Source organism: Amycolatopsis sp. A133 (assembly GCF_031082405.1).
GTDB lineage: Bacteria > Actinomycetota > Actinomycetes > Mycobacteriales > Pseudonocardiaceae > Amycolatopsis.
The window spans coordinates 52,303-71,404 of record NZ_JAVHJU010000006.1; the positions used below are offsets into that span (position 1 = coordinate 52,303).

Below are 19,102 nucleotides of genomic sequence, written 5' to 3' on the forward strand. Positions count from 1 at the left end.
AGGAGTTCACCCGGAAAGCGGAAGAGACATCCGACGAATCAGGGCAGTGGCGGCAGTGGCGGCAGCGTCGGCGTCTCCAGCCAGCGCGTGAAGAACCCGCGCAGCGAACGCCCCGCGTGTACCTCGGCCGCAGCTACGAACAGCTCGGTCGTGACCAGCCCGTGCCGGTACTGCTCCGCCCACGACCTCAACAACCCGAAGAACGCGGGGTCCCCGATCTCCACCCGCAGCGCGTGCAGCGTCAGGCCGCCGCGCTTGTAGACCCGCTCGTCGAACATGCGGGACACCCCGGGGTCGGCGATGCGGACGTCGGCCGGTTTGGCCTTGATGCGGGCGTGCCAGTCGCGGGCCAGTGCGGCCGCGGATGGGCCGCCCGACTCCTCCGACCACAGCCACTCCGCGTACGTCGCGAAGCCCTCGTTCAGCCAGATGTGGCGCCAGTCGGCTACCGTCAGGCTGTTGCCGAACCACTGGTGGGACAGCTCGTGCAGCACCAGCCGTTCGTGGGTGCGGCGGCCGTCGACGTGGTTGGCGCCGAAGATCGCCATGCCCTGGGCCTCGATCGGGTCGTCGAGGTCGTCGTCGGTGACCACGATGACGTACTCGCCGAACGGGTACGCGCCGAACAGCCGCTGCAGGAACTCCATCATCCGGCCCTGCCGCCCGAAGTCGCGGTCGAACGCGCGGCGCAGCCGCGGCGGCACGGCGGCCCGCTGCGGCACCGTTTCGAAGACCGCCTCCACCTGCCCGCTCGCGCGGCCGATGCCGAGGCTCAGCCGGCGCAGCCCCACGCCCGTGTGCGGGAACCAGCCGCGGCCGGTCAGCTCGACCTCGTCGTAGCGGCCGATCTGCACGCTCATCAGGTACGTCGCCGTCGGCTCGCGTCGTTCGTACACCCACTTCGTGGTGCTGGCCGACGTCGTCCGCTCGATCAAGGTGCCGGTGACCGCGACCAGGTACGGCGACGCCGTCGTCACGCTCACCCGGTAGGCGGCCTTGTCCGACGGGTGATCGTTGCACGGGAACCACGACGGCGCGCCGACCGGCTGGCTCGCCACCAGGGCGCCGTCGGTCAGCTCGTCCCAGCCGACGTCACCCCAGCGGCTCCCCACCGGGCGCGGGTTGCCGACGTAGTGGACTTCGACGGTGAACGCGGCCCCGGCCGGGATCGACCTCGCCGGCTTGACGTGCAGCTTGGCGCCGCGCTTGAGGTACTTCGCGGGCTTGCCGTCGACCAGCACGCGGTTGACCCGGAACTCGCCGAAGTCGAGGCTGACGCGGGAAAGCGCCTGCGTCGCCTCCGCGGTGATCACCGCCGACGCCGAGAGCCGGTTCGGCGCGACCTTGTAGTCGAGGTTCAGGTCGTAGTGCCGGGTCCGGTACCCGCCGTTGCCGTGGGCGGGCAGGTAGGGGTCGCCGGAGGTGTCCGCGCCGGGAGCGGGAGCCTTCGAAATCACCCGTGGCGAACCTTTCGTCGTGCGTGCTGGACCCAGGCTCGCACGGACGGGTGAGTCCGGCGCGCCTGGCCCTGCTTTTGTTACTTGCCCGGCCACGCGGAGATCGGGTTGCCCAGCCAGCGGGTGTCGGCAGGCACCTCGTCGCCGCGGGTCACCAGCGAACCCGGGCCGACCGTCGTGCGCGCGCCTATGCCGGCGCCGGGCAGCACGATGCCGTGCGGGCCGAGCGTCGCGCCCTCGCCGAGGACGACCCGGGACATGCTCATGATCCGGTCGTGGAACAGGTGCGTCTGCACGACGCAGCCGCGGTTGATCGTCGCGCCGTCACCGAGCTCGACGAGGTCGGCCTCCGGCAGCCAGTACGTCTCCAGCCAGACGCCGCGGCCGATCTTGACGCCCATCGTGCGCAGCCACACCGGCAGCAGCGGGGTGCCGCCGAGCGAGCCGATCAGCCACGGCACCGCGAGGGCCTCGACGAAGGTGTCGGCCAGCTCGTTGCGCCAGACGAAGGAGCTCCACAGCGGGTGATCGATCTCGCGGAACTTCCCGACCAGCAGCCACTTCATCAGCGTCGCCGTCAGCGCCGCGACGATTCCGGCGGCCAGCAGGGCGGGCCCGGCCAGCAGCGCGGCGACGCCGAATCCGAACGCCGACGCCGTCCACAGCAGCCCGAAGGCGACCACGACGGTCAGCGCGACGCCGCACATGACCGGGACGATCCGGCACAGCTCGACCAGCGCCCGCGCCGCCTTGAGGTGCAGCGCCGGGGTGTAGGTGCGGCTCGTGTCGGCGTCGCCGACCGCGCGGCGGACCGGCAGCGGCGGCATCCCGAGGTACGACGACCCCTTCTTCGCCTTCAGCGGCGTCGAGGACAGGACGCCGACCAGGCCGCGCTTCGGCACCGAACGGCCGGGCGCGGTCATCCCCGAGTTGCCGAGGAAGGCCTGCTTGCCGATCCGGGCCGGGGCGACGTGCAGCCAGCCGTGGCCGAGCTCGTAGGTGGCGACCATCGTGTCGTCGGCGAGGAAGGCGCCGCTGTCGACCTGGGTCATCTTGGGCAGGGCCAGGACGGTCGACGCCTCGACGTTGCGCCCCACCTTCGCGCCGAGCAGCCGCAGCCACACCGGCGTGAACAGGCTGGCGTACAGCGGGAAGAGGCCTTCGCGGGCCATGCTCATCAGCCGCTCGGTCGCCCAGACCTGCCACGCGACGCGGCCGTGCACCGGGTGGTAACCCTCGACCATGCCGATGCTCAGCGACCGGACGCCGACGAGCACGAGCAGCAGGTACGTCAGGAAGTAGGCGGCGGTGGCGACCGGCACGAAGACCAGTGCCTGCGTGAAGGCGGCCAGGAGGGTCGAGGCGCCCGCGATCGCGTAGCCGAGCACGGCGGCACCCGCCAGCGCGGCGACGCCGGGGAGGAAGCCGAGCGCCAGGGACGTCACGCCGTAGACGGCGGCCCAGAAGTGCGACCGCGGCGGACGGCTCGACGGCCACTTCAGCGCGTCGCGCTCGTCCTTGCCGACGCGCGAGGCGGGTGAGCCGGCCCAGCGCTGCCCGGCCGGGACGGCACCGCGGACGGTCGACCCGGCCGCGATTTCGGCGCCCTTGCCGACCCGGACGCCGGGGAAGAGCGTGCTGCGGGCGCCGACGCGGGCCTCCGCGCCGACGCGGACCTTGCCGATGTGCACGACGTCGCCGTCGACCCAGTGGCCGGTCAGGTCGACCTCGGGCTCGATCGCCGCACCGCGGCCCAGCTTGAGGAAGCCGGTGACCGGCGGCGGCGAGTGCAGGTCGACGTCCTTGCCGATCCGCGCGCCGAGCGCCTTCGCGTACGTCGTCATCCAGGACGCGCCGGCGATGCTGTCCGCGCCGGAGAACTCCGCGAGCTTCTCGGCCGTCCACAGTCGCAAGTGGACACTCCCGCCACGCGGGTAGGTGCCGGGACGCACGCCCGAAAGCAGCACGCGCGCGCCGCCCGCGGCGATGGCGATCCGGCCCGCCGGGCTGAACAGCACGACCCACGCCAGGCCGATCCACGCCCAGCTCAGCGTCGGCGCCCAGGCGAACCCGAGCAGGGACAGGACGTTCGACAGCGCGGCGGCCAGCGTCGCCCAGCGCAGGCCGACCAGGCCCATCAGCGGGACCATCAGCAATGTCTGGATGACGCCGGCGCGGCGCTTGGTCGGCGCGATCTCCCGGCGTTCGGTGGCCTGGCTGCTGAGCGCGTCCAGCATTGCCGCCAGCGCGCCCAGCTTGGGGAAGGCGTAGATGTCGGCCACCGACACCTGCGGGTGCCGGGTGCGGATGCGGGCCACCACCTGCGCGGCGGTCAGGCTGCCGCCGCCGTGGGTGAAGAAGTCCGCCTTCGGGCTGTCGACCGACACACCGAGGATCTCGGCCCAGCCTTCGGCGAGCCACGTCTCGGTCGGGGTCAGCCCGGAAGCCTCCACTGTGGACAATGGCCACGGGAGGGCGTTGCGGTCGACCTTGCCGGAGGTGCGCGTCGGCAGGTCGTCGACGACGGCGAGCAGCGGCACCAGCGCGGCGGGCAGGTGCTCACGCAGCCGCGTGGCGGCCTGGTCGTGGTCGAACTCCTCGCCGCCGGGCACGACGTACCCGACGAGGACCTGGTTGCCGGCCTTGGTGCGGCGGATCGCGGCGGCCGCGCCCTGCACACCCGGCAGGGCCTGCAGTGCGGCGTCGACCTCGCCCAGCTCGATGCGGCGGCCGCCGAGCTTGACCTGCTCGTCGAGGCGGCCGAGGAACAGCAGGCCTGCCTCTTCGGCGCGGACCATGTCACCGGAGCGGTAGGCGCGCTCCCAGCCGAGCGACGGCAGCGGCGCGAACTTCTCGGCGTCCTTCGCCGCGTCGAGGTAGCGGGCCAGGCCGACGCCGCCGATGACGAGCTCGCCGGTCTCGCCCATGGCGACCGGCTCGCCCTCTTCGTTGACCACGGCGAGCTGCCAGCCGTCGAGGGGCAGGCCGATGCGGACCGGGCCGTCGCCGGTCAGCTGCGCGGCGCACGCGACGACGGTGGCCTCGGTCGGGCCGTAGGTGTTCCAGACTTCGCGGCCTTCGACGGCGACGCGCTCGGCCAGCTCGGGCGGGCACGCTTCGCCGCCGAAGATCAGCAGGCGGACGTCTTCGAGCGCGTCGGCGGGCCACAGCGCGGCCAGCGTCGGCACGGTCGAGACGACGGTGATGCGCTGCGCGACCAGCCACGGGCCGAGGTCGACGCCGGTGCGGACCAGCGCGCGCGGCGCCGGGACCAGGCAGGCGCCGTGGCGCCAGGCCAGCCACATCTCTTCGCAGGAGGCGTCGAAGGCCACGCTCAGCCCGGCCAGGACGCGGTCGCCGGGGCCGATGGGCTCGTCGGTGAGGAACAGCTCGGCCTCGGCGTCGACGAAGGCGGCGGCACTCGCGTGGGTGACCGCGACACCCTTGGGCTTGCCGGTGGAGCCGGAGGTGAAGATGATCCACGCGTCTTCGGCCGGGCCGGGGGTGCCTTCGCGGCCGCCCGGGGTGCCGTGGACGTGGATCTCCCCGCGGAAACCTCCGGGGCTTCGCCCCGGGCCGGGGGCTTCGCCACCCGGAGCCCCCGAAAAGACGTCGGTGGCGACCGCGGCGACCTGGGCTTCTTCGAAAACCAGCTCGGCGCGCTCGTCGGGGTCGTCGGCGTCGACCGGGACGTAGGCGGCGCCGACGGAGAGCGTGGCGAGGATGGCGATGTACAGCTCGGCGGTGCCGGAGGAGATCCGGATGCCGACGCGGTCGCCGAGGCCGACGCCGTACCCGCGCAGGCGGCGGCCGTAGGCGTCGATCTCCTCCAGCAGCCGCCGGTAGGTCAGGGTGGTGGTGCCGTCGTCGATCGCGGCGGCGTTCGGGTGCCGCTCGGCGGTGGCGTTGAGGATGTCGAGGAGGGTGCGCTCGCCGGCGCCGGGACCGGACCAGAACAGGGCCCGATCGGCGACCGGGCCAAGGGGCACCTCGGCGGTGGATCCGGTGGATCCGGTGGGTTCGATGGTGACGGTCATCGGCCACTCACCCCGGCCGGGACGAAGACGTGCAGGGACGAACCATGGGCGCGCAAGCCCACCACTCACCTTTCGGGAGCCTCAACCGGGCTTGCTCTCCGATTGAGGCGCCCGCAACGACCTTTCACTGTACCTGCGGATCACCAAAAGATATCCCCAGGGTCACGCCGACGTGTCAGACCTCACGATCACCGGGGCATCACACGTGATCAGAGAGGTATCACGCGTGATTGGAGGGGCATCGAGAGTGATGCCCCTCCAATCACGAGTGATGCCCCTCCAATCACACGTGATGCCCGTAACGTCACCGGGTTTTGGCGGCTTTTCCGCCGACCTTCGGCCTCTGCTTCTTTTCGCGGACCCGGATATTCACCCGGACGGGGCTGCCGGTGAAGCCGAACTGCTCGCGGAACCGGCGTTCGATGAACCGGCGGTAGCCGGCCTCGAGGAAGCCGGTGGTGAACAGCACCAGCGTCGGCGGGCGGATGCCGGCCTGGGTCGCGAACAGCACCTTCGGCTGCTTGCCGGAGCGGACCGGCGGCGGGGTGGCCGCGACCAGGTCGGACAGCCACGCGTTGAGCTGGCCGGTCGGCACCCGCTGGTCCCACGACTTCAGCGCGGTCCGCAACGCCGGCGCGAGCTTGCGCACCGAACGGCCGGTCAGCGCCGAGATGTTGACCTTCTCCGCCCACGGCACGCGGACCAGGCCGCGGTCCAGCTCGCGGACCATCGCGTGGCGGCGGTCCTCGTCGACCAGGTCCCACTTGTTGAACGCCAGCACGCAGGCGCGACCGGCCTCGACGACCATGGTCAGCACCCGCAGGTCCTGCTCGGACAGCGGCTCGGCCGCGTCCAGCAGCACGATCGCGACCTCGGCCGCGTCGATCGCGGTCTTGGTGCGCAGCGAGGCGTAGTACTCCGCGCCCGCGGCGAAATTGACGCGCTTGCGCAGGCCGGCCGTGTCGACGAACCGCCAGGTCTCGCCGTCCAGCTCGACCAGCGAGTCGACCGGGTCGACGGTGGTGCCCGCGACCGAGTCGACGACCGAGCGCTCCTCGCCGGAGAGCTTGTTCAGCAGGCTCGACTTGCCGACGTTCGGCTTGCCGACCAGCGCGACGCGCCGTGGGCCCGACGTGACGGCACCGCCCTCGCGCGGCGACTCGGGCAGGGCCTTGAGGATCGCGTCGAGCAGGTCACCGGAGCTGCGGCCGTGCAGCGCGCTGACCGGGTGCGGCTCGCCGAGGCCGAGCGACCACAGCGACGCGGTGTCCGCGAGCAGCCGGTCGTCGTCGACCTTGTTGGCGGCCAGCAGGACCGGCTTCTTCGAGCGCCGCAGCACCTTGGAGACGGCTTCGTCGGTGGCCGTGGCGCCGACCGAGGCGTCGATCACCAGCAGCACCGCGTCCGCGGTCTGCATGGCCAGCTCGGCCTGGGCGGCGACGGAGGCCTGCAGGCCGGTCGCGTCCGGCTCCCAGCCGCCCGTGTCGACCAGGGTGAACTTGCGGCCACCCCAGTAGGCGTCGTAGGCGACGCGGTCGCGGGTCACGCCCGGCACGTCCTGCACGACGGCTTCGCGCCGGCCGAGGATGCGGTTGACCAGCGTCGACTTGCCCACGTTCGGGCGGCCGACGACGGCGAGCACCGGCTGCGCGAGCGCGGCCTCCTCGGCCGCTTCCGCCGCCTCGATCTGCGCGTCGAGCGCGGCGAACTCGGTCTCTTCCGACCAGGTGCCGTCGACTTCGCCGACGCTGTCCAACTCTTCCATCACTGACCCAATTTCCCTTATACCGCGCCGAATCCGTGTTCGGCACGCCAGTCGTCCAAAGTCTTGACGAGCGCCGCGAGCTCACCGCGCAGCTCTTCGGTGCCCTGGTCGAGCCCGGTTTTCCCGGGTCCGACCTTCGGCGAAAACGGCTCGCCCACGAGGATGTCCACCCGCGGCCGGAACCGTCGTTTGCCGTCGGCCGGCTTGAGCGTGCCCCGCGTCGCGACCGGGAGCACGGTCGCGCCGGAGGCCCGGACCAGCCAGGCCGCGCCGCGTTCGGCCGCGCCGACGTCCCCGGTACCGCGGGTGCCTTCGGGGAAGATCCCGACGACGCCGCCGTCCTTGAGCACGCCGACCGCGGTCAGCAGCGGTTTGCGGTCGATCTCGCCGCGCTTGAGCGGGATCTGCCCGATCGCCAGCATGAACTTGCCGACGATCCCGCCGAACATCTCGGCCTTGACCAGGAACGCCGAACGCCGCGGAAGCATTCCGAAGATCAGCTGCGGCTCGATCATGGAGCTGTGGTTGGCGATCACCAGCACCGGCCCGGTGGCGGGCATGCGCTCGCGGCCGTGCACCCGGATGCGGAAGGCCGAGCGCAGATAGTACCGGGCGAAGACCCGCCCGGCGTCGTGGAGCCTGCCGACGGATCCCTCGGGGAGTCCGTCAGCTTTCATCGAGCTACCTCGGCGTTGCACCCCGCCAGCAGTCCGCGGTGGCTGGCGAGCTCGCTGAGGGCGACGATCACCTGGTCGATCGACAGCTCAGAGGTGTCGACGTGCACGGCGTCGTCGGCCGCGCGCAGCGGCGAGGCGGCCCGGGTCGAGTCGAGTCGATCGCGACGTTCGACCGAAGCCAGGGCGTCGGCGACCGACGACTGCCGCCCGGCCGCGGTGTCCTGGGTGCTGCGGCGCGACGCGCGGACGTCGGCCGACGCGGTCAGGAAGACCTTGAGCGGCGAGTCCGGCACGACGACGGTGCCGATGTCCCGGCCCTCGACGACGATCCCGCCGCGGTGTTCCACGACGTCCTCGATGATCTGCCGCTGCCGCGCGACCAGCAGCTCGCGCACGTGCGGCACGGCCGAGACGGGCGAAACGGCCTTGGTGACCTCGGGCCCGCGGATGTCGGCGGCGACGTCCTCGCCGGCCAGGCGGATCTCGGGCCGCTCGGGGCTGGTGCCGATGCCGAACTCGGCGCGGTCGGCGACCGCGGCGACGGCGCTCGCATCGGCCGGATCGACACCCGCGCGCAGCACGGCGAGGGTGACCATCCGGTACATCGCCCCGGTGTCGAGGTAGCCGGCCCCGAGCCGCTGGGCGAGCTTGCGGGCGACGGTGGTCTTCCCGGTCCCCGACGGGCCGTCCAGCGCGACCACACCACGTAGGGCTCCCGTCACCGGCACTCTCCTCGCGTTCTCGTCTCGGTCGGCTTCGTCCCCCATTCTGCCGGTCGGGGTGCGGACGAGATCAGTCGCCCCAAGCCTCACTTTCACGTGAAAGTGATCCGGAGCGCGCACTCCAGATCACTTTCACGTGAAAGTGCCGAAGCGGGCGACCACCAGGGCGAGGCGCTCGTCACGGTGGCCGGGGGACAGCCGGCGGCCCCGATCCAGGGTGACCAGGCCGTGCAGGGTGCTCCAGAACACCTCGGTCAAGGCGCCCGCGTCCTGCTCCCGCGCCGCCGGCTCGACGACCGCGAGGAGCTGCGCGAAGCACGCCTTCATCACCTCCGGGGTGTCGTCCTCGGCGAACCGCAGTTCCGAGGCGAGCGTGAACATCGCGTCGTAGAGGCCCGGTTTCGCCTCGGCGAAGGCCAGATAGGCCGCCGCCACCCCGCCGAGGCCGCCGGGGCGGGCCGCCACCAGCGTCGCGGCGAGTTCGGCGAAGCCCTCCAGCGCGGCCGCCGCCATGATTGCGTCCTTGCCGCCCGGGAAGTGGCTGTAGAGCACCGGCTGGCTGTACTCGATCAGCGCCGCCAGCCGGCGGGTGGTGACCGCGTCCCAGCCCTCCGCCTCGGCCAGTTCCCGGGCCGCGGTGACGATCCGCTGTCCGCGCTCGGTCCGGTCGCGCACGCGCCGTTGCCGCTGGGTCATGGGTCACATGCTAGCACTGCTAGACAATCTAGCGTTGCTAGGTTAGCGTTGCTAGCAATCCTAGCGATGCTAGAAAACTGGAGGGAACACCATGCTCGTCACCGGCTACGTCCTCGTCGCGATCGTCTCGCTCGGGATCATCTACGTCGGCCTCAACTACCTGTTCGCGCCGAGGAAGATCGCCGCGGGCTTCGGCTTCACCGAAGTTCCCGAGAACGCCGACACCTTCTTGAACGTCAAAGGCGGCCGCGACATCGGGGCCGGCCTGGTCCCGCTGGCCCTGCTGATCTACGGCGACCCGCACGCGCTGGGCTGGGTCATCCTCACCGCGGCCGTCTGGCCCTTCTTCGACATGCTGATCGTCCTGCGCCACCGGGGAAAGAAGGCCGTTGCCTTCGGAGTCCACGGCCTGACCGCCCTCGTGATGGTCGTCGCGGGCCTGCTCCTGCTGCTCGGCTGAACGCCGCGAATCGGACAGCTGGGTTACGATGGACTGGTGAACGTCGAAGTAACCCCCCTGCCCGGCATCGGGGTCCGCAAGGACTTCGCCACCCGTACCGGTCGCCGCATCGGCGTCGTCACCCAGCGGGACGGCCACATCGAGCTGATCGTGTCCAAATCGGACGATCCCGATGCCTGCGCCGCCTCGATCCCGCTCACCGCGGACGAGGCCGGCGCGCTGGCCAACCTGCTCGGCGCACCGCAGCTGGTCGCGCAGCTCACCGAAGAGCACCGGGACCTGCCCGGGATCAGCACGCGGCAGCTGCCGATCAAGCCGTCCGGCCCCTTCGACGGCCGGACGCTCGGCGACACCGCGATGCGCACCCGCACCGGCGTCTCGGTGGTCGCGGTGGCGCGGGCCGGCCAGGTGCACCCGTCGCCGGTGCCGGACTTCACGCTCACCGGGGGCGACCTGCTCGTCGCGGTCGGCACGGGCGAGGGCCTCGAGGCCGCCGCCAAGATCCTCAAGTACGGCTGAGCGGCCGATGGACCACACCGCGCTGTCCCTGATCGAACTGGGGGCGGTCTTCTTCGTGCTGGGCGCACTCGGGCGCTTGGCCGGCAAGATCGGCCTCTCCCCCATCCCGCTCTACCTGCTCGGCGGCCTCTGCTTCGGCTCCGGCGGCCTGATCCCGCTGACCGACATCGGCGGCTTCACGCACCTGGCCAGCGAAATCGGCGTCGTGCTCCTGCTCCTGCTGCTCGGCCTCGAGTACTCCGCGGCCGAGCTGTTCACCGGGCTGCGCCGGTCCTGGACGGCGGGCCTGCTCGACATCGTCCTCAACGCCGTTCCCGGCGCGGCCGTCGCGCTGCTGCTGGGCTGGGGCCCGGTCGGGGCCATGGTGATGGCGGGCGTCACGTACATCTCGTCGTCCGGGATCGTCGCGAAGGTGCTCGGCGACCTCGGCCGCCTCGGCAACCGCGAGACGCCGGTGGTGCTGTCGATCCTCGTGTTCGAGGACCTGGTGATGGCGCTCTACCTGCCGATCCTCACCGCGGTGCTGGGCGGGGTCTCGCTGCTGGGCGGCATGGAGGCCGTCGGGATCTCGCTGCTGGTGATCACCGTGGTGCTCGTGATCGCGCTGAAGTTCGGCCGGTACGTCTCGGCCGCGGTGGACAGCCCCGACCGCGAGGTGTTCCTGCTCAAGGTGCTCGGCGCGGCGCTGCTGGTGGCCGGGCTGGCGTCGGCGATGCAGGTGTCGGCCGCGGTCGGCGCGTTCCTGCTGGGCATCGCGATCTCGGGGTCGACGGCGGAGAACGCGACGCACCTGCTCGAACCCCTGCGGGACCTGTTCGCCGCGGTGTTCTTCGTGGTCTTCGGGCTCAACACGAACCCGGCGTCGATCCCGCCGGTGCTCGGCTGGGCCGTGGTGCTGGCCGTGATCACGACGCTGACGAAGGTCGGCACCGGCTGGTGGGCGGCCCGCCGGCAGGGCATCGGGAAGATGGGCCGGGCTCGCGCCGGCGCGGCGCTGGTCGCGAGGGGCGAGTTCTCGATCGTCATCGCCGGGCTGGCGGTGACGGCGGGCGCGGTCTCCGGTGAACTGGCGGCACTGGCGACGGCGTACGTCCTGCTGATGGCCATCCTCGGCCCGACGGCGGCACGCGTCGTCGAGCCGGTCGTCCGCGCCCTGCAACGCAAGTCGGCGCCGAAGACAGCCCCGGTCGAGGCGAGCTAGCCCAGGTCCGCCCGGCCCGCCGACGGCACGTGCTCGCCGCCGGCCGGGGCCGGGTGGGTTGTGGCCGCGGGCAGCACACCCGCCAGCGGGACCGAGGCCGACGTCCGCGCCAGGTCCAGCGTCACCCGGCCCGGCTGCGCCGGTCCGCGGATGAAGCTGCCGTCCGTGCCGCCGATGATCAGCGCCAGCGCGTGGCCGCGGGGCACGATGTGGTCGGTCGACGCCAGGCGGAACGTCATCGTGTACGCCGTGCCGGGGAGCAACACCCGTTCCTGGGAAAGGGAAGCGTAGTTCGCCAGGTCGGCCCAGCCGCGGCTGAGGATCGTGTAGTTCACCTTCTTCACGTCCGCCGACGCCACGCGGTAACACGCGTCGTCGCCGGACGTCGACGAGCCCCAGCACGTCTCCGCCGTTCCCGTCTTGATCCCCTCGCCGCTCCCGGCGAAGTTGCGGATCGTCGCCGGGCCGAGGTCCACGAGCAGCGCCGAGACCCGCGCCGACGGTGTGCTCGGCGTGGCCGTCACCGTCACCGAAGCTGTCCCGGACACCTGCAGGTCGGCCGCCAGCGCGCCGGTCGAGTAGGCCAGCGCGGCACTGCCCGGGTTCGTCACCCAGGTGTCTTCGCCGACGCTCGGGTTGTCGGTGAAGGACGCGGTGCCGGACGACGGCGAGGTGCCCAGCGTGCCGGACACCCCCGGCCGCAGCGTCGTCGCGACCGCGTTCGCCGCCGGGTACGCGGACTGGTCCACCCACCGGTCCGGCTGCCGCTCGACGCTGGCCACCGGGCCGTTCTGGACGCCGTTGTCGATGCCCAGCAGGTAGTGGTCGAACCACCGGTGCAGCAGGTCGACCCAGTCCGCCCGCCGGTAGTCGAACGGGTCGACGTGCCCGGTCTGCGCGAGCCAGATCTTCTTCTCGACGTTCAGCGCGGCCCACCACTGTCCGAAGTGGATGGTCTTGACGTTGAGGTCGTTGACACCGTGGGACAGCAGCACGCTGGCCCGCACGTTGCTCGCCCGCCTGACGTAGTCCCGGTCCGCCCAGAGCGGCCCGTAGTCGCCGTTCGCGGTGGCGCCGGTCGTCAGGACCTGGTTCTGCGCCGAGCAGTTCTGACCGGAGTTGCGGGCTTCGACCGTCTGCGCGAGGCCCGCCGGGTTGAAGCCGAAGGTGGCGCCGTCGGAGCGGTAGTAGTCGTACCAGGAGCTGATCGCCGCGATCGGGACGATGGTCTTCAGCCCGGCGACGCCGGTCGCCGCGACGCCGTTGGCGATCGTGCCGTCGTAGGACTTGCCGATCATCCCGACGTTCCCGGTGCTCCAGCCGGCGGTCACCGCGCTGCCGCCGGTCTTCGCGCTGTAGCCGGTGGCGCGGCCGTTGAGCCAGTCGACGACCTTGCGCGCCGAATCGACGTCCGAGGCGCCGCCGACGTCCGCGCAGCCCGCCGAGCGGTTGGTCCCGGCCAGGTCGACCAGCACCACCGCGTAGCCGCGCGGCACGAAGTAGTTGTCGTAGAACAGCGGGAACTTCACCGGTCTCCCGGCGCTGTCGTACGACTTGAGCTCGCTCTCGTTGCCGCGCCCGCAGCACGAGTAGTACGGGCTGGCGTCCATGATCACGGGCACGCGCGAAGTCGCTTCGCCCGGGCGCACGATGTCGGCGGCAACCCGGTCGGGGCGGCCGTCGCCGTCGCCGTCGCGGCCGATGTCGACCCAGACCGTCTCCCGGATCGCCGACGCGTAGTCGTAAACTGGTTCGCTGGCCCGGGGCGCCGCGTGCGCCGCCCCGGGCGTGACCGTCGAGAAGAGGATGAACGCGAGCAGTACCAGACCGGATCGCATGCGCTCACGCTGGCAGGCGCGGGCGCTCCCGCACTACGGCGGAAAGTCGGGACTGTGACAACCCGGGGCTTCGCCACCCGGAACCCCGAAAAGCAGGGTCAGAGCTCGACGTTCCGGTAAAGCGCGCCCACCTCGGTCTTCGTCAGCCGCCGGATCGAGCCGACGCGCTGGTTGCCGAGCTGGACGTCGCCGACCGCGGTGCGGACCAGCTTGAGCACCGGGTGCCCGGTGTCCTTGAGCAGGCGGCGCACGATGTGCTTCTTGCCCTCGTGGATCACCAGCTCGACCAGCGACTTGCCGGAGTGCATGTCCTTGACCCGGAACTGGTCGACCTTGACGATGCCGTCCGGCAGCTCCCAGCCCTTGCGCAGCTCCTTGCCGAGCCCGCGCGGGACCAGCCCGTCGACCTCGGCGAGGTAGGTCTTGAGCACCCGGTAGGACGGGTGCATCAGCCGGTGGCCGAGGTCGCCGTCGTTGGTCAGCAGCAGCAGGCCTTCGGTGTTCTCGTCGAGCCGTCCGACGTGCACGACGCCGGGCGTCTCCTCGTAGCGGCCGCGCAGGTAATCGCCGACGCACGGGCGCCCGCGGTCGTCCGACATCGTCGAGTGCACGCCCTTGGGCTTGTTCAGGGCGAGGTAGATCAGGTCGTCGCGCAGGTTCACGCGGGTGCCGTCGACGTGGATGATCGCGGCGTCCGGGTCGACGCGGCGGCCCAGCTCGGTGACGACCTCGCCGTCCACCGCGACCCGGCCGGCGACGATCAGGTCTTCCGCCGCGCGCCGGGAGGCGACCCCGGCTTGCGACAGCACCTTCTGCAGCCGGACGCCGTCGGGGTGTTCACTGGATGTCATCGATGGTGTCCACTTCGGGTAGCAACGGAGCGATGGCGGGCAGGTCGTTCAGTGACGACAGCCCCAGTCGCTCCAGGAACAGCTCGGTCGTCACGTACAGCGTGCCGGTCGTCTCGGGATCGGTCCCCATCTCTTCGATGAGGCCGCGCGCGAGCAGCGTCCGGATCACGCCGTCCACGTTCACGCCGCGCACCGCGGCAACCCTGGCCCGGGTCACCGGCTGCCGGTACGCGATCACGGCGAGGCTCTCCAGCGCGGCCCGGGTCAGCTTCGACCGCTGGCCGTCCAGCAGGAGCTTCTCCACGAACGGGGCATAGACGTCCCTAGTGTAGAACCGCCACCCTTCGCCGACGCGCCGCAGGTCGATCCCGGACGCCCGGTCGGTGAACTTCTGCGCCATGGTCCGCAGCGCGACGACGATCCGCGACTTGGGCTGGCCGAGGGTGTCGGCGAGGAGTTCTTCGCTCGCGGGCGAGTCGACGATGAGGAGAAGGGCCTCGAGCGCGGCTTCGAGGGTCTCGTCGGAGGTGACGTCGGGCACGGAGTCGGCATCCCCGGCGGCGACCAGATCCGACTCGGCGCCCCCACCCTCCGCCTCCGCCTCCGCACTTTCACGTGAAAGTGCGGCCTCGGGAACGGAGCTTTCACGTGAAAGCTCCGCGTCCGAAGCGGCACTTTCACGTGAAAGTGCCGGGGCCTCCTCGGTCAGGGGAGTGACCGGCTCGCCGTCCTCGGTCACCGGCTCGCCCGACAGGGCCTCGTCCAGGGCCAGCTCCGCCGCGGCCTCCTCCGGCTCGCCGACCGGCGGCTCGGGTGGCTGGGCCACTTCGTTGTTCTCGGGGCTCACCCGTACTCCTCTTCGTCTCCGGCGGTGCGGTCCAGCTCGGCCGCCGCGGAGGCTTCTTCCGTCGAGCCGCCCGTCCAGCGGACGTGCAGCTCGGCCAGTGCTTCGCTCTGCTCGAACTGGACCGTCGCCTCGCGGTAGAGCTCCAGCAGGGCCAGGAAGCGCGCCACGATCTCCACCGTGTGCTCGCAGTCGTCGACCAGCTCGCCGAACGTCGCCTGGCCGCGTTCGGCCAGCATCACCCGCAGTATCGCCGCGTGCTCGCGCACCGAAATGCGGCCCATGTGGATGTGGGCGATCGAGACCGTCGGCGGCGGCTTCGGGCGGAACACCGCCACCGCGATGTCGGCGAACTTCGCCGGCGTCACGCCCAGCATCACCTCGGGCAGCAGCCCGATGAACCGGTCCTCCAGCGCCACCGACCGCGGGTAGCGCCGCAGCGCGTTCTGCTCCAGCTCACCGAACAGCGCCGCCACCTGCTTGTACGCGCGGTACTGCAGGATCCGCGCGAACAGCAGGTCGCGGGCTTCGAGCAGCGCGAGATCGTCTTCGCTCTCCACCTCGGCCGAGGGCAGCAGCCGCGCCGCCTTGAGGTCCAGCAGCGTGGCCGCGATGACCAGGAACTCCGTCGTCTCGTCGAGGTTCCAGTCGGTGCCCAGCGCGCGCGTGTACGCGATGAAGTCGTCGGTGACCCGGTGCAACGCCACTTCGGTGACGTCGAGCTGGTGCTGCGAGATCAGCTGCAGCAGCAGGTCGAACGGCCCTTCGAAGTTGGCCAGCCGCACCTTGAACTTCGACGTGCTCAGTTCTTCGGTGTTGACGCCTTCGGGGATCATCCCGCCGTGCACCGTCTGGTGCGGTTCGGGTACCTGTTCCTCCGGAGCCGGTGCCGGCTCGTCCATCAGCCCTCGGTTTCGCCGCCGTCTGAGCCGACCACCCGCAGCCGCTGGACCAGCACCGATTCCTCGCCGTTCTGGTCGAAGTCGGCCAGCAGCACCGCGACGGCCTCGCGGACCAGCCGGCCCCGGTCGACGACCAGGTCGTGCTTCGCGCGCAGCGTCAGCCGGGCCTGCTCCATGGCGACGAGCTCGTCGCCGGAGACGTACACGGTGATCTTGGCGTCGTGCTTGGTCCGGCCGGACCCGTGCGGGGCCGCACTGCGGGCGAGCTGCTCGGTGCGGCCGTTGCCCGCGGGCTTGGCCTTTTCGGCGGGCTCGGGGGGTGCCTGCGGCGGCTGGGGAGGGAGATCGAGAGCGGGACTGGAGGTGATGCGGAACAGTTCCGACGCTCCGGGCAGGGAGGCGCGCCTGCTCACCGAGCGATCACCTCGCGGGCCAGCTGGCGGTACGCCGCCGCGCCGGCCGACTTGGGCGCCCAGGTCGTGATCGGCTCACCCGCGACCGTCGTCTCGGGGAACCGCACCGTGCGGTTGATGACCGTGTCGAACACGGTCTCGCCGAATGCCTCCACCACGCGAGCCATGACCTCCTTCGAATGCAGGGTTCTCGGGTCGTACATGGTGGCGAGAATCCCGACTATGTCCAGTTTGGGGTTGAGGCGTTCCTGGACCTTCTCGATGGTGTCGATCAGGAGGGCGACGCCTCGCAGACTGAAGAACTCGCACTCCAGCGGGATGATCACGCCGTCCGCGGCGGTCAGCGCGTTCACCGTGAGCAAGCCGAGCGAGGGCTGGCAGTCGACAAGAACATAGTCGTAGTCGTTCATGACCGGACGCAGGACCCGTAACAACGTGTGTTCGCGCCCTACCTCGGCGACGAGCTGGACCTCCGCGGCGGACAGGTCGATGTTGCTCGGCAGCAGGTCAACGCCCTCGACGCGGGTTTTCATCAGCACGTCGGTGGCACTGACCGAGCGCTCCATGATGGCGTTGTAGACCGTCTGGTCCAGCTCGTGCGGCTGGATGCCGAGGCCGACGGCGAGCGCGCCCTGCGGGTCGAAGTCGACGAGCAGCACCTTGCGGCCGTACTCGGCGAGGGCGGCGCCCAGGTTGATGGTCGACGTCGTCTTGCCGACGCCGCCCTTCTGGTTGCACATCGCCATGATCTTGGCCGGGCCGTGCTTGTCCAGCGGCGCCGGATCGGGGTGCTCGCGGATCGGGCGGCCGGTCGGTCCGATGCCCTCGAGCTTCACCTTCTTGCCGTTGCGCTCCGGCTGCTCGTCGCCGTCGTGGTCGGCGGGTGTCGCGATGGTGACCTGGCTGAGGTTCGCCGCCGCCGACCCGGCGGACTCGGCCGATACGGCCGGCTGGTTCGGTGTCGACATGGCGCGAAAGCTCCTTGTTCGTCAGCGTCCGCCGCAGCCTATGTCCGGAGTCGGAGCCCCGGCAAAGCAACGCGCCGGACCCGAGGGGGCAATGTCACTCGACCGTCGGTGCAGGCTACGAAGGCCCTTGACGCTTTCTAGGGCCGTCTAGCCCAAGGCCCGCGGGTGCGCCGTCGCGTACACCTCGCGCAAGGTGTTGACCGTGACCAGCGTGTACACCTGGGTCGTCGTCACCGAGGCGTGGCCGAGCAGTTCCTGGACCACGCGGACGTCGGCGCCGCCTTCGAGCAGGTGCGTGGCGAAGGAGTGGCGGAGCGTGTGCGGCGAGACGACGGCGGTGATGCCCGCCCGGCCGGCGGTGTCCTTGAGGACCTGCCACGCGCTCTGGCGCGACAGCCTGCTGCCGCGGGCGTTGAGGAACAGGGCCGGCGTGCCGCGGCCGCGGGCGGCGAGCGCCGGCCGGGCGCGGACGGTGTAGGCGTGCAGCGCGGCGAGCGCGGGGCGCCCGATCGGGACCAGCCGCTGCTTGCCGCCCTTGCCGTCGAGCAGCACGGTCCGCTCGGCGTCGTCGACGTCGTCGACGTCCAGGCCGACCGCCTCGGAGATGCGGGCGCCGGTGGAGTAGAGCAGTTCCAGCAGGGCCCGGTCGCGCAGCGCGCGCTCACCGTCGGAGGGCGGGGTCTCCAGCAGCCGCAGCACGTCGTCGACCGGCAGCGCCTTGGGCAGCCGCTTCGCCGGCGTCGGCGGCCGGACTTCGCGGGCCGGGTTGTGCTCGGTGAGGCCCTCGGCGTGCGCGAACCTGTGCAGGCCCCGCACGGCGACCAGGGCACGGGCGGCCGACGACGCGGCGAGCGGCTGGTGCTCGTCGTCGCCCTCGCGCAAGGCGGCGCCGAAGGCGGTGACGTGCGCGGACGTCACGTCGGCGATCTTCGCGATGCCCAGGCCGTCCAGGTGCGCGGCGTACCGGCGCAGGTCGCGGGCGTAGCTGTCCAGGGTGTTGCGCGCGGTCCCGCGTTCGACGACCAGGTGGTCGAGGTACGCGGCGATCACGTCGGCCGTGCTGTGCGGGCTGGAGGCCACGCCGTCACCTTAGGCCGCCCGAGGCTCGTGACCCGGCAGAAACCCCGTTCGGTCCCGGACGCGGTTACCTTGGAGCCATGGGGTCCGACGAGCTTCGCATCGGGACGGCCGAGCGCGAGGAAGCGGCGAGACTGCTCGCCGATCACTTCGGCATGGGCCGGATCACGCCGGACGAGTACGAGACCCGGGTGACGGACGCCTACGCGGCGGCGACGCTCGGCGACCTGCGGCCGCTGTTCCGCGACCTGCCGCCGCCGCACCCGGGGTTCTTCGGGTCGCCGACGATGCCCACACCGATGCCGATGCCGATGCACGTGTACGCGCCGCCCCCGGTGCCCGCGCCGGTGCCGTACGCGCCGGCGATGCCCGTGCCGTACTCGCACCGGTCGAAGACGGTGGCCGGGGTGCTCCAGATCGTGCTGCCGTTCGGCGTCGGCCGGTTCTACACCGGCCAGATCGGCCTCGCCCTGCTGCAGCTGTTCGTCTGCATGATCACCTTCGGCTTCGGCGCGATCTGGCCGATCATCGACGGCATCGTGCTCCTGGCCAACGGCGGCATGGACGCCGAAGGCCGCCCCCTGCGCCCCTAGCCCCAAGCGCCCCAATGTGGCGTTGGTTGCGTCCAACGCACCCAATGTGGCGTTCGGTGCGTTGGACGCACCGAACGCCACA

At 71.4% G+C, this 19,102-nt stretch carries 17 protein-coding genes; 4 read left to right on the forward strand and 13 right to left on the reverse strand.

Features of this window, described 5'->3' with window-relative positions; genetic code table 11:
• Nucleotides 1-38: 38 nt before the first annotated feature.
• From Q5425_RS08065 to Q5425_RS08090, 6 genes are all read right to left on the reverse strand, one after another.
• Nucleotides 39-1,457 (reverse strand): M1 family metallopeptidase, encoded by a 1,419-nt coding sequence (locus Q5425_RS08065; protein WP_308671491.1) that lies wholly within the window; start codon nt 1,455-1,457, stop codon nt 39-41.
• Nucleotides 1,458-1,537: 80 nt separating this feature from the next.
• Complete coding sequence (locus Q5425_RS08070; protein WP_308671492.1) at nt 1,538-5,494, reverse strand: Pls/PosA family non-ribosomal peptide synthetase; 3,957 nt, start codon at nt 5,492-5,494, stop codon at nt 1,538-1,540.
• A gap of 304 nt (nt 5,495-5,798) precedes the next feature.
• Complete coding sequence (der, locus tag Q5425_RS08075) at nt 5,799-7,259, reverse strand: ribosome biogenesis GTPase Der (protein WP_308671505.1); 1,461 nt, start codon at nt 7,257-7,259, stop codon at nt 5,799-5,801.
• A 17-nt stretch (nt 7,260-7,276) separates the two neighbouring features.
• Nucleotides 7,277-7,936 (reverse strand): lysophospholipid acyltransferase family protein, encoded by a 660-nt coding sequence (locus Q5425_RS08080; RefSeq protein WP_308671493.1) that lies wholly within the window; start codon nt 7,934-7,936, stop codon nt 7,277-7,279.
• Nucleotides 7,933-8,637 carry a (d)CMP kinase gene (gene cmk / locus Q5425_RS08085; protein WP_308671506.1) on the reverse strand — a complete coding sequence of 235 codons (705 nt, stop codon included), beginning with the start codon at nt 8,635-8,637 and terminating at the stop codon, nt 7,933-7,935. Before cmk ends, Q5425_RS08080 begins: the two co-directional genes overlap by 4 nt.
• Before the next feature lie 153 nt (nt 8,638-8,790).
• Nucleotides 8,791-9,333 carry a TetR/AcrR family transcriptional regulator gene (locus tag Q5425_RS08090; protein WP_308671507.1) on the reverse strand — a complete coding sequence of 181 codons (543 nt, stop codon included), beginning with the start codon at nt 9,331-9,333 and terminating at the stop codon, nt 8,791-8,793.
• Between the two features lie 112 nt (nt 9,334-9,445).
• Here Q5425_RS08090 and Q5425_RS08095 point away from each other — a divergent pair, with 112 nt between their 5' ends.
• From Q5425_RS08095 to Q5425_RS08105, 3 genes are read left to right on the forward strand one after another with little or no spacing between them, the layout of a single operon-like run.
• Nucleotides 9,446-9,814, forward strand: a complete 369-nt coding sequence (locus Q5425_RS08095; protein ID WP_308671494.1) for a DUF4267 domain-containing protein — start codon at nt 9,446-9,448, stop codon at nt 9,812-9,814.
• A 36-nt stretch (nt 9,815-9,850) separates the two neighbouring features.
• Nucleotides 9,851-10,333 (forward strand): cation:proton antiporter regulatory subunit, encoded by a 483-nt coding sequence (locus Q5425_RS08100; protein ID WP_308671495.1) that lies wholly within the window; start codon nt 9,851-9,853, stop codon nt 10,331-10,333.
• Nucleotides 10,334-10,340: 7 nt separating this feature from the next.
• The gene (locus Q5425_RS08105; RefSeq protein WP_308671496.1) at nt 10,341-11,534 is read left to right on the forward strand and encodes a cation:proton antiporter; all 1,194 of its coding nucleotides are present in this window, start codon (nt 10,341-10,343) and stop codon (nt 11,532-11,534) included.
• Here Q5425_RS08105 and Q5425_RS08110 read toward each other — a convergent pair.
• From Q5425_RS08110 to xerD, 7 genes are all read right to left on the reverse strand, one after another.
• Nucleotides 11,531-13,372, reverse strand: a complete 1,842-nt coding sequence (locus Q5425_RS08110) for a Xaa-Pro dipeptidyl-peptidase (protein ID WP_308671497.1) — start codon at nt 13,370-13,372, stop codon at nt 11,531-11,533. The two genes, Q5425_RS08105 and Q5425_RS08110, sit on opposite strands and share 4 nt — an antisense overlap.
• A gap of 98 nt (nt 13,373-13,470) precedes the next feature.
• Entirely contained in the window at nt 13,471-14,223 is a 753-nt protein-coding gene (locus Q5425_RS08115; protein ID WP_086848010.1) for a pseudouridine synthase, read from the reverse strand.
• Entirely contained in the window at nt 14,210-15,070 is an 861-nt protein-coding gene (gene scpB / locus Q5425_RS08120; RefSeq protein ID WP_308671498.1) for an SMC-Scp complex subunit ScpB, read from the reverse strand. The genes Q5425_RS08115 and scpB overlap by 14 nt, the downstream gene beginning before the upstream one ends.
• The gene (locus Q5425_RS08125; protein WP_308671499.1) at nt 15,067-15,969 is read right to left on the reverse strand and encodes a segregation/condensation protein A; all 903 of its coding nucleotides are present in this window, start codon (nt 15,967-15,969) and stop codon (nt 15,067-15,069) included. The genes scpB and Q5425_RS08125 overlap by 4 nt, the downstream gene beginning before the upstream one ends.
• Nucleotides 15,969-16,382: a cobyrinic acid a,c-diamide synthase gene (locus Q5425_RS08130; protein ID WP_308671500.1), complete on the reverse strand. Its 414-nt coding sequence runs from the start codon at nt 16,380-16,382 to the stop codon at nt 15,969-15,971. The genes Q5425_RS08125 and Q5425_RS08130 overlap by 1 nt, the downstream gene beginning before the upstream one ends.
• Nucleotides 16,379-17,350, reverse strand: a complete 972-nt coding sequence (locus Q5425_RS08135; protein ID WP_308671501.1) for a ParA family protein — start codon at nt 17,348-17,350, stop codon at nt 16,379-16,381. The genes Q5425_RS08130 and Q5425_RS08135 overlap by 4 nt, the downstream gene beginning before the upstream one ends.
• Nucleotides 17,351-17,497: 147 nt before the next feature.
• Nucleotides 17,498-18,400 carry a site-specific tyrosine recombinase XerD gene (xerD, locus tag Q5425_RS08140; RefSeq protein ID WP_308671508.1) on the reverse strand — a complete coding sequence of 301 codons (903 nt, stop codon included), beginning with the start codon at nt 18,398-18,400 and terminating at the stop codon, nt 17,498-17,500.
• A gap of 107 nt (nt 18,401-18,507) precedes the next feature.
• On the opposite strand from xerD, the gene Q5425_RS08145 reads away from it, so the two are divergent.
• Complete coding sequence (locus Q5425_RS08145; protein WP_308671502.1) at nt 18,508-19,020, forward strand: DUF1707 domain-containing protein; 513 nt, start codon at nt 18,508-18,510, stop codon at nt 19,018-19,020.
• Nucleotides 19,021-19,102 lie beyond the last annotated feature (82 nt).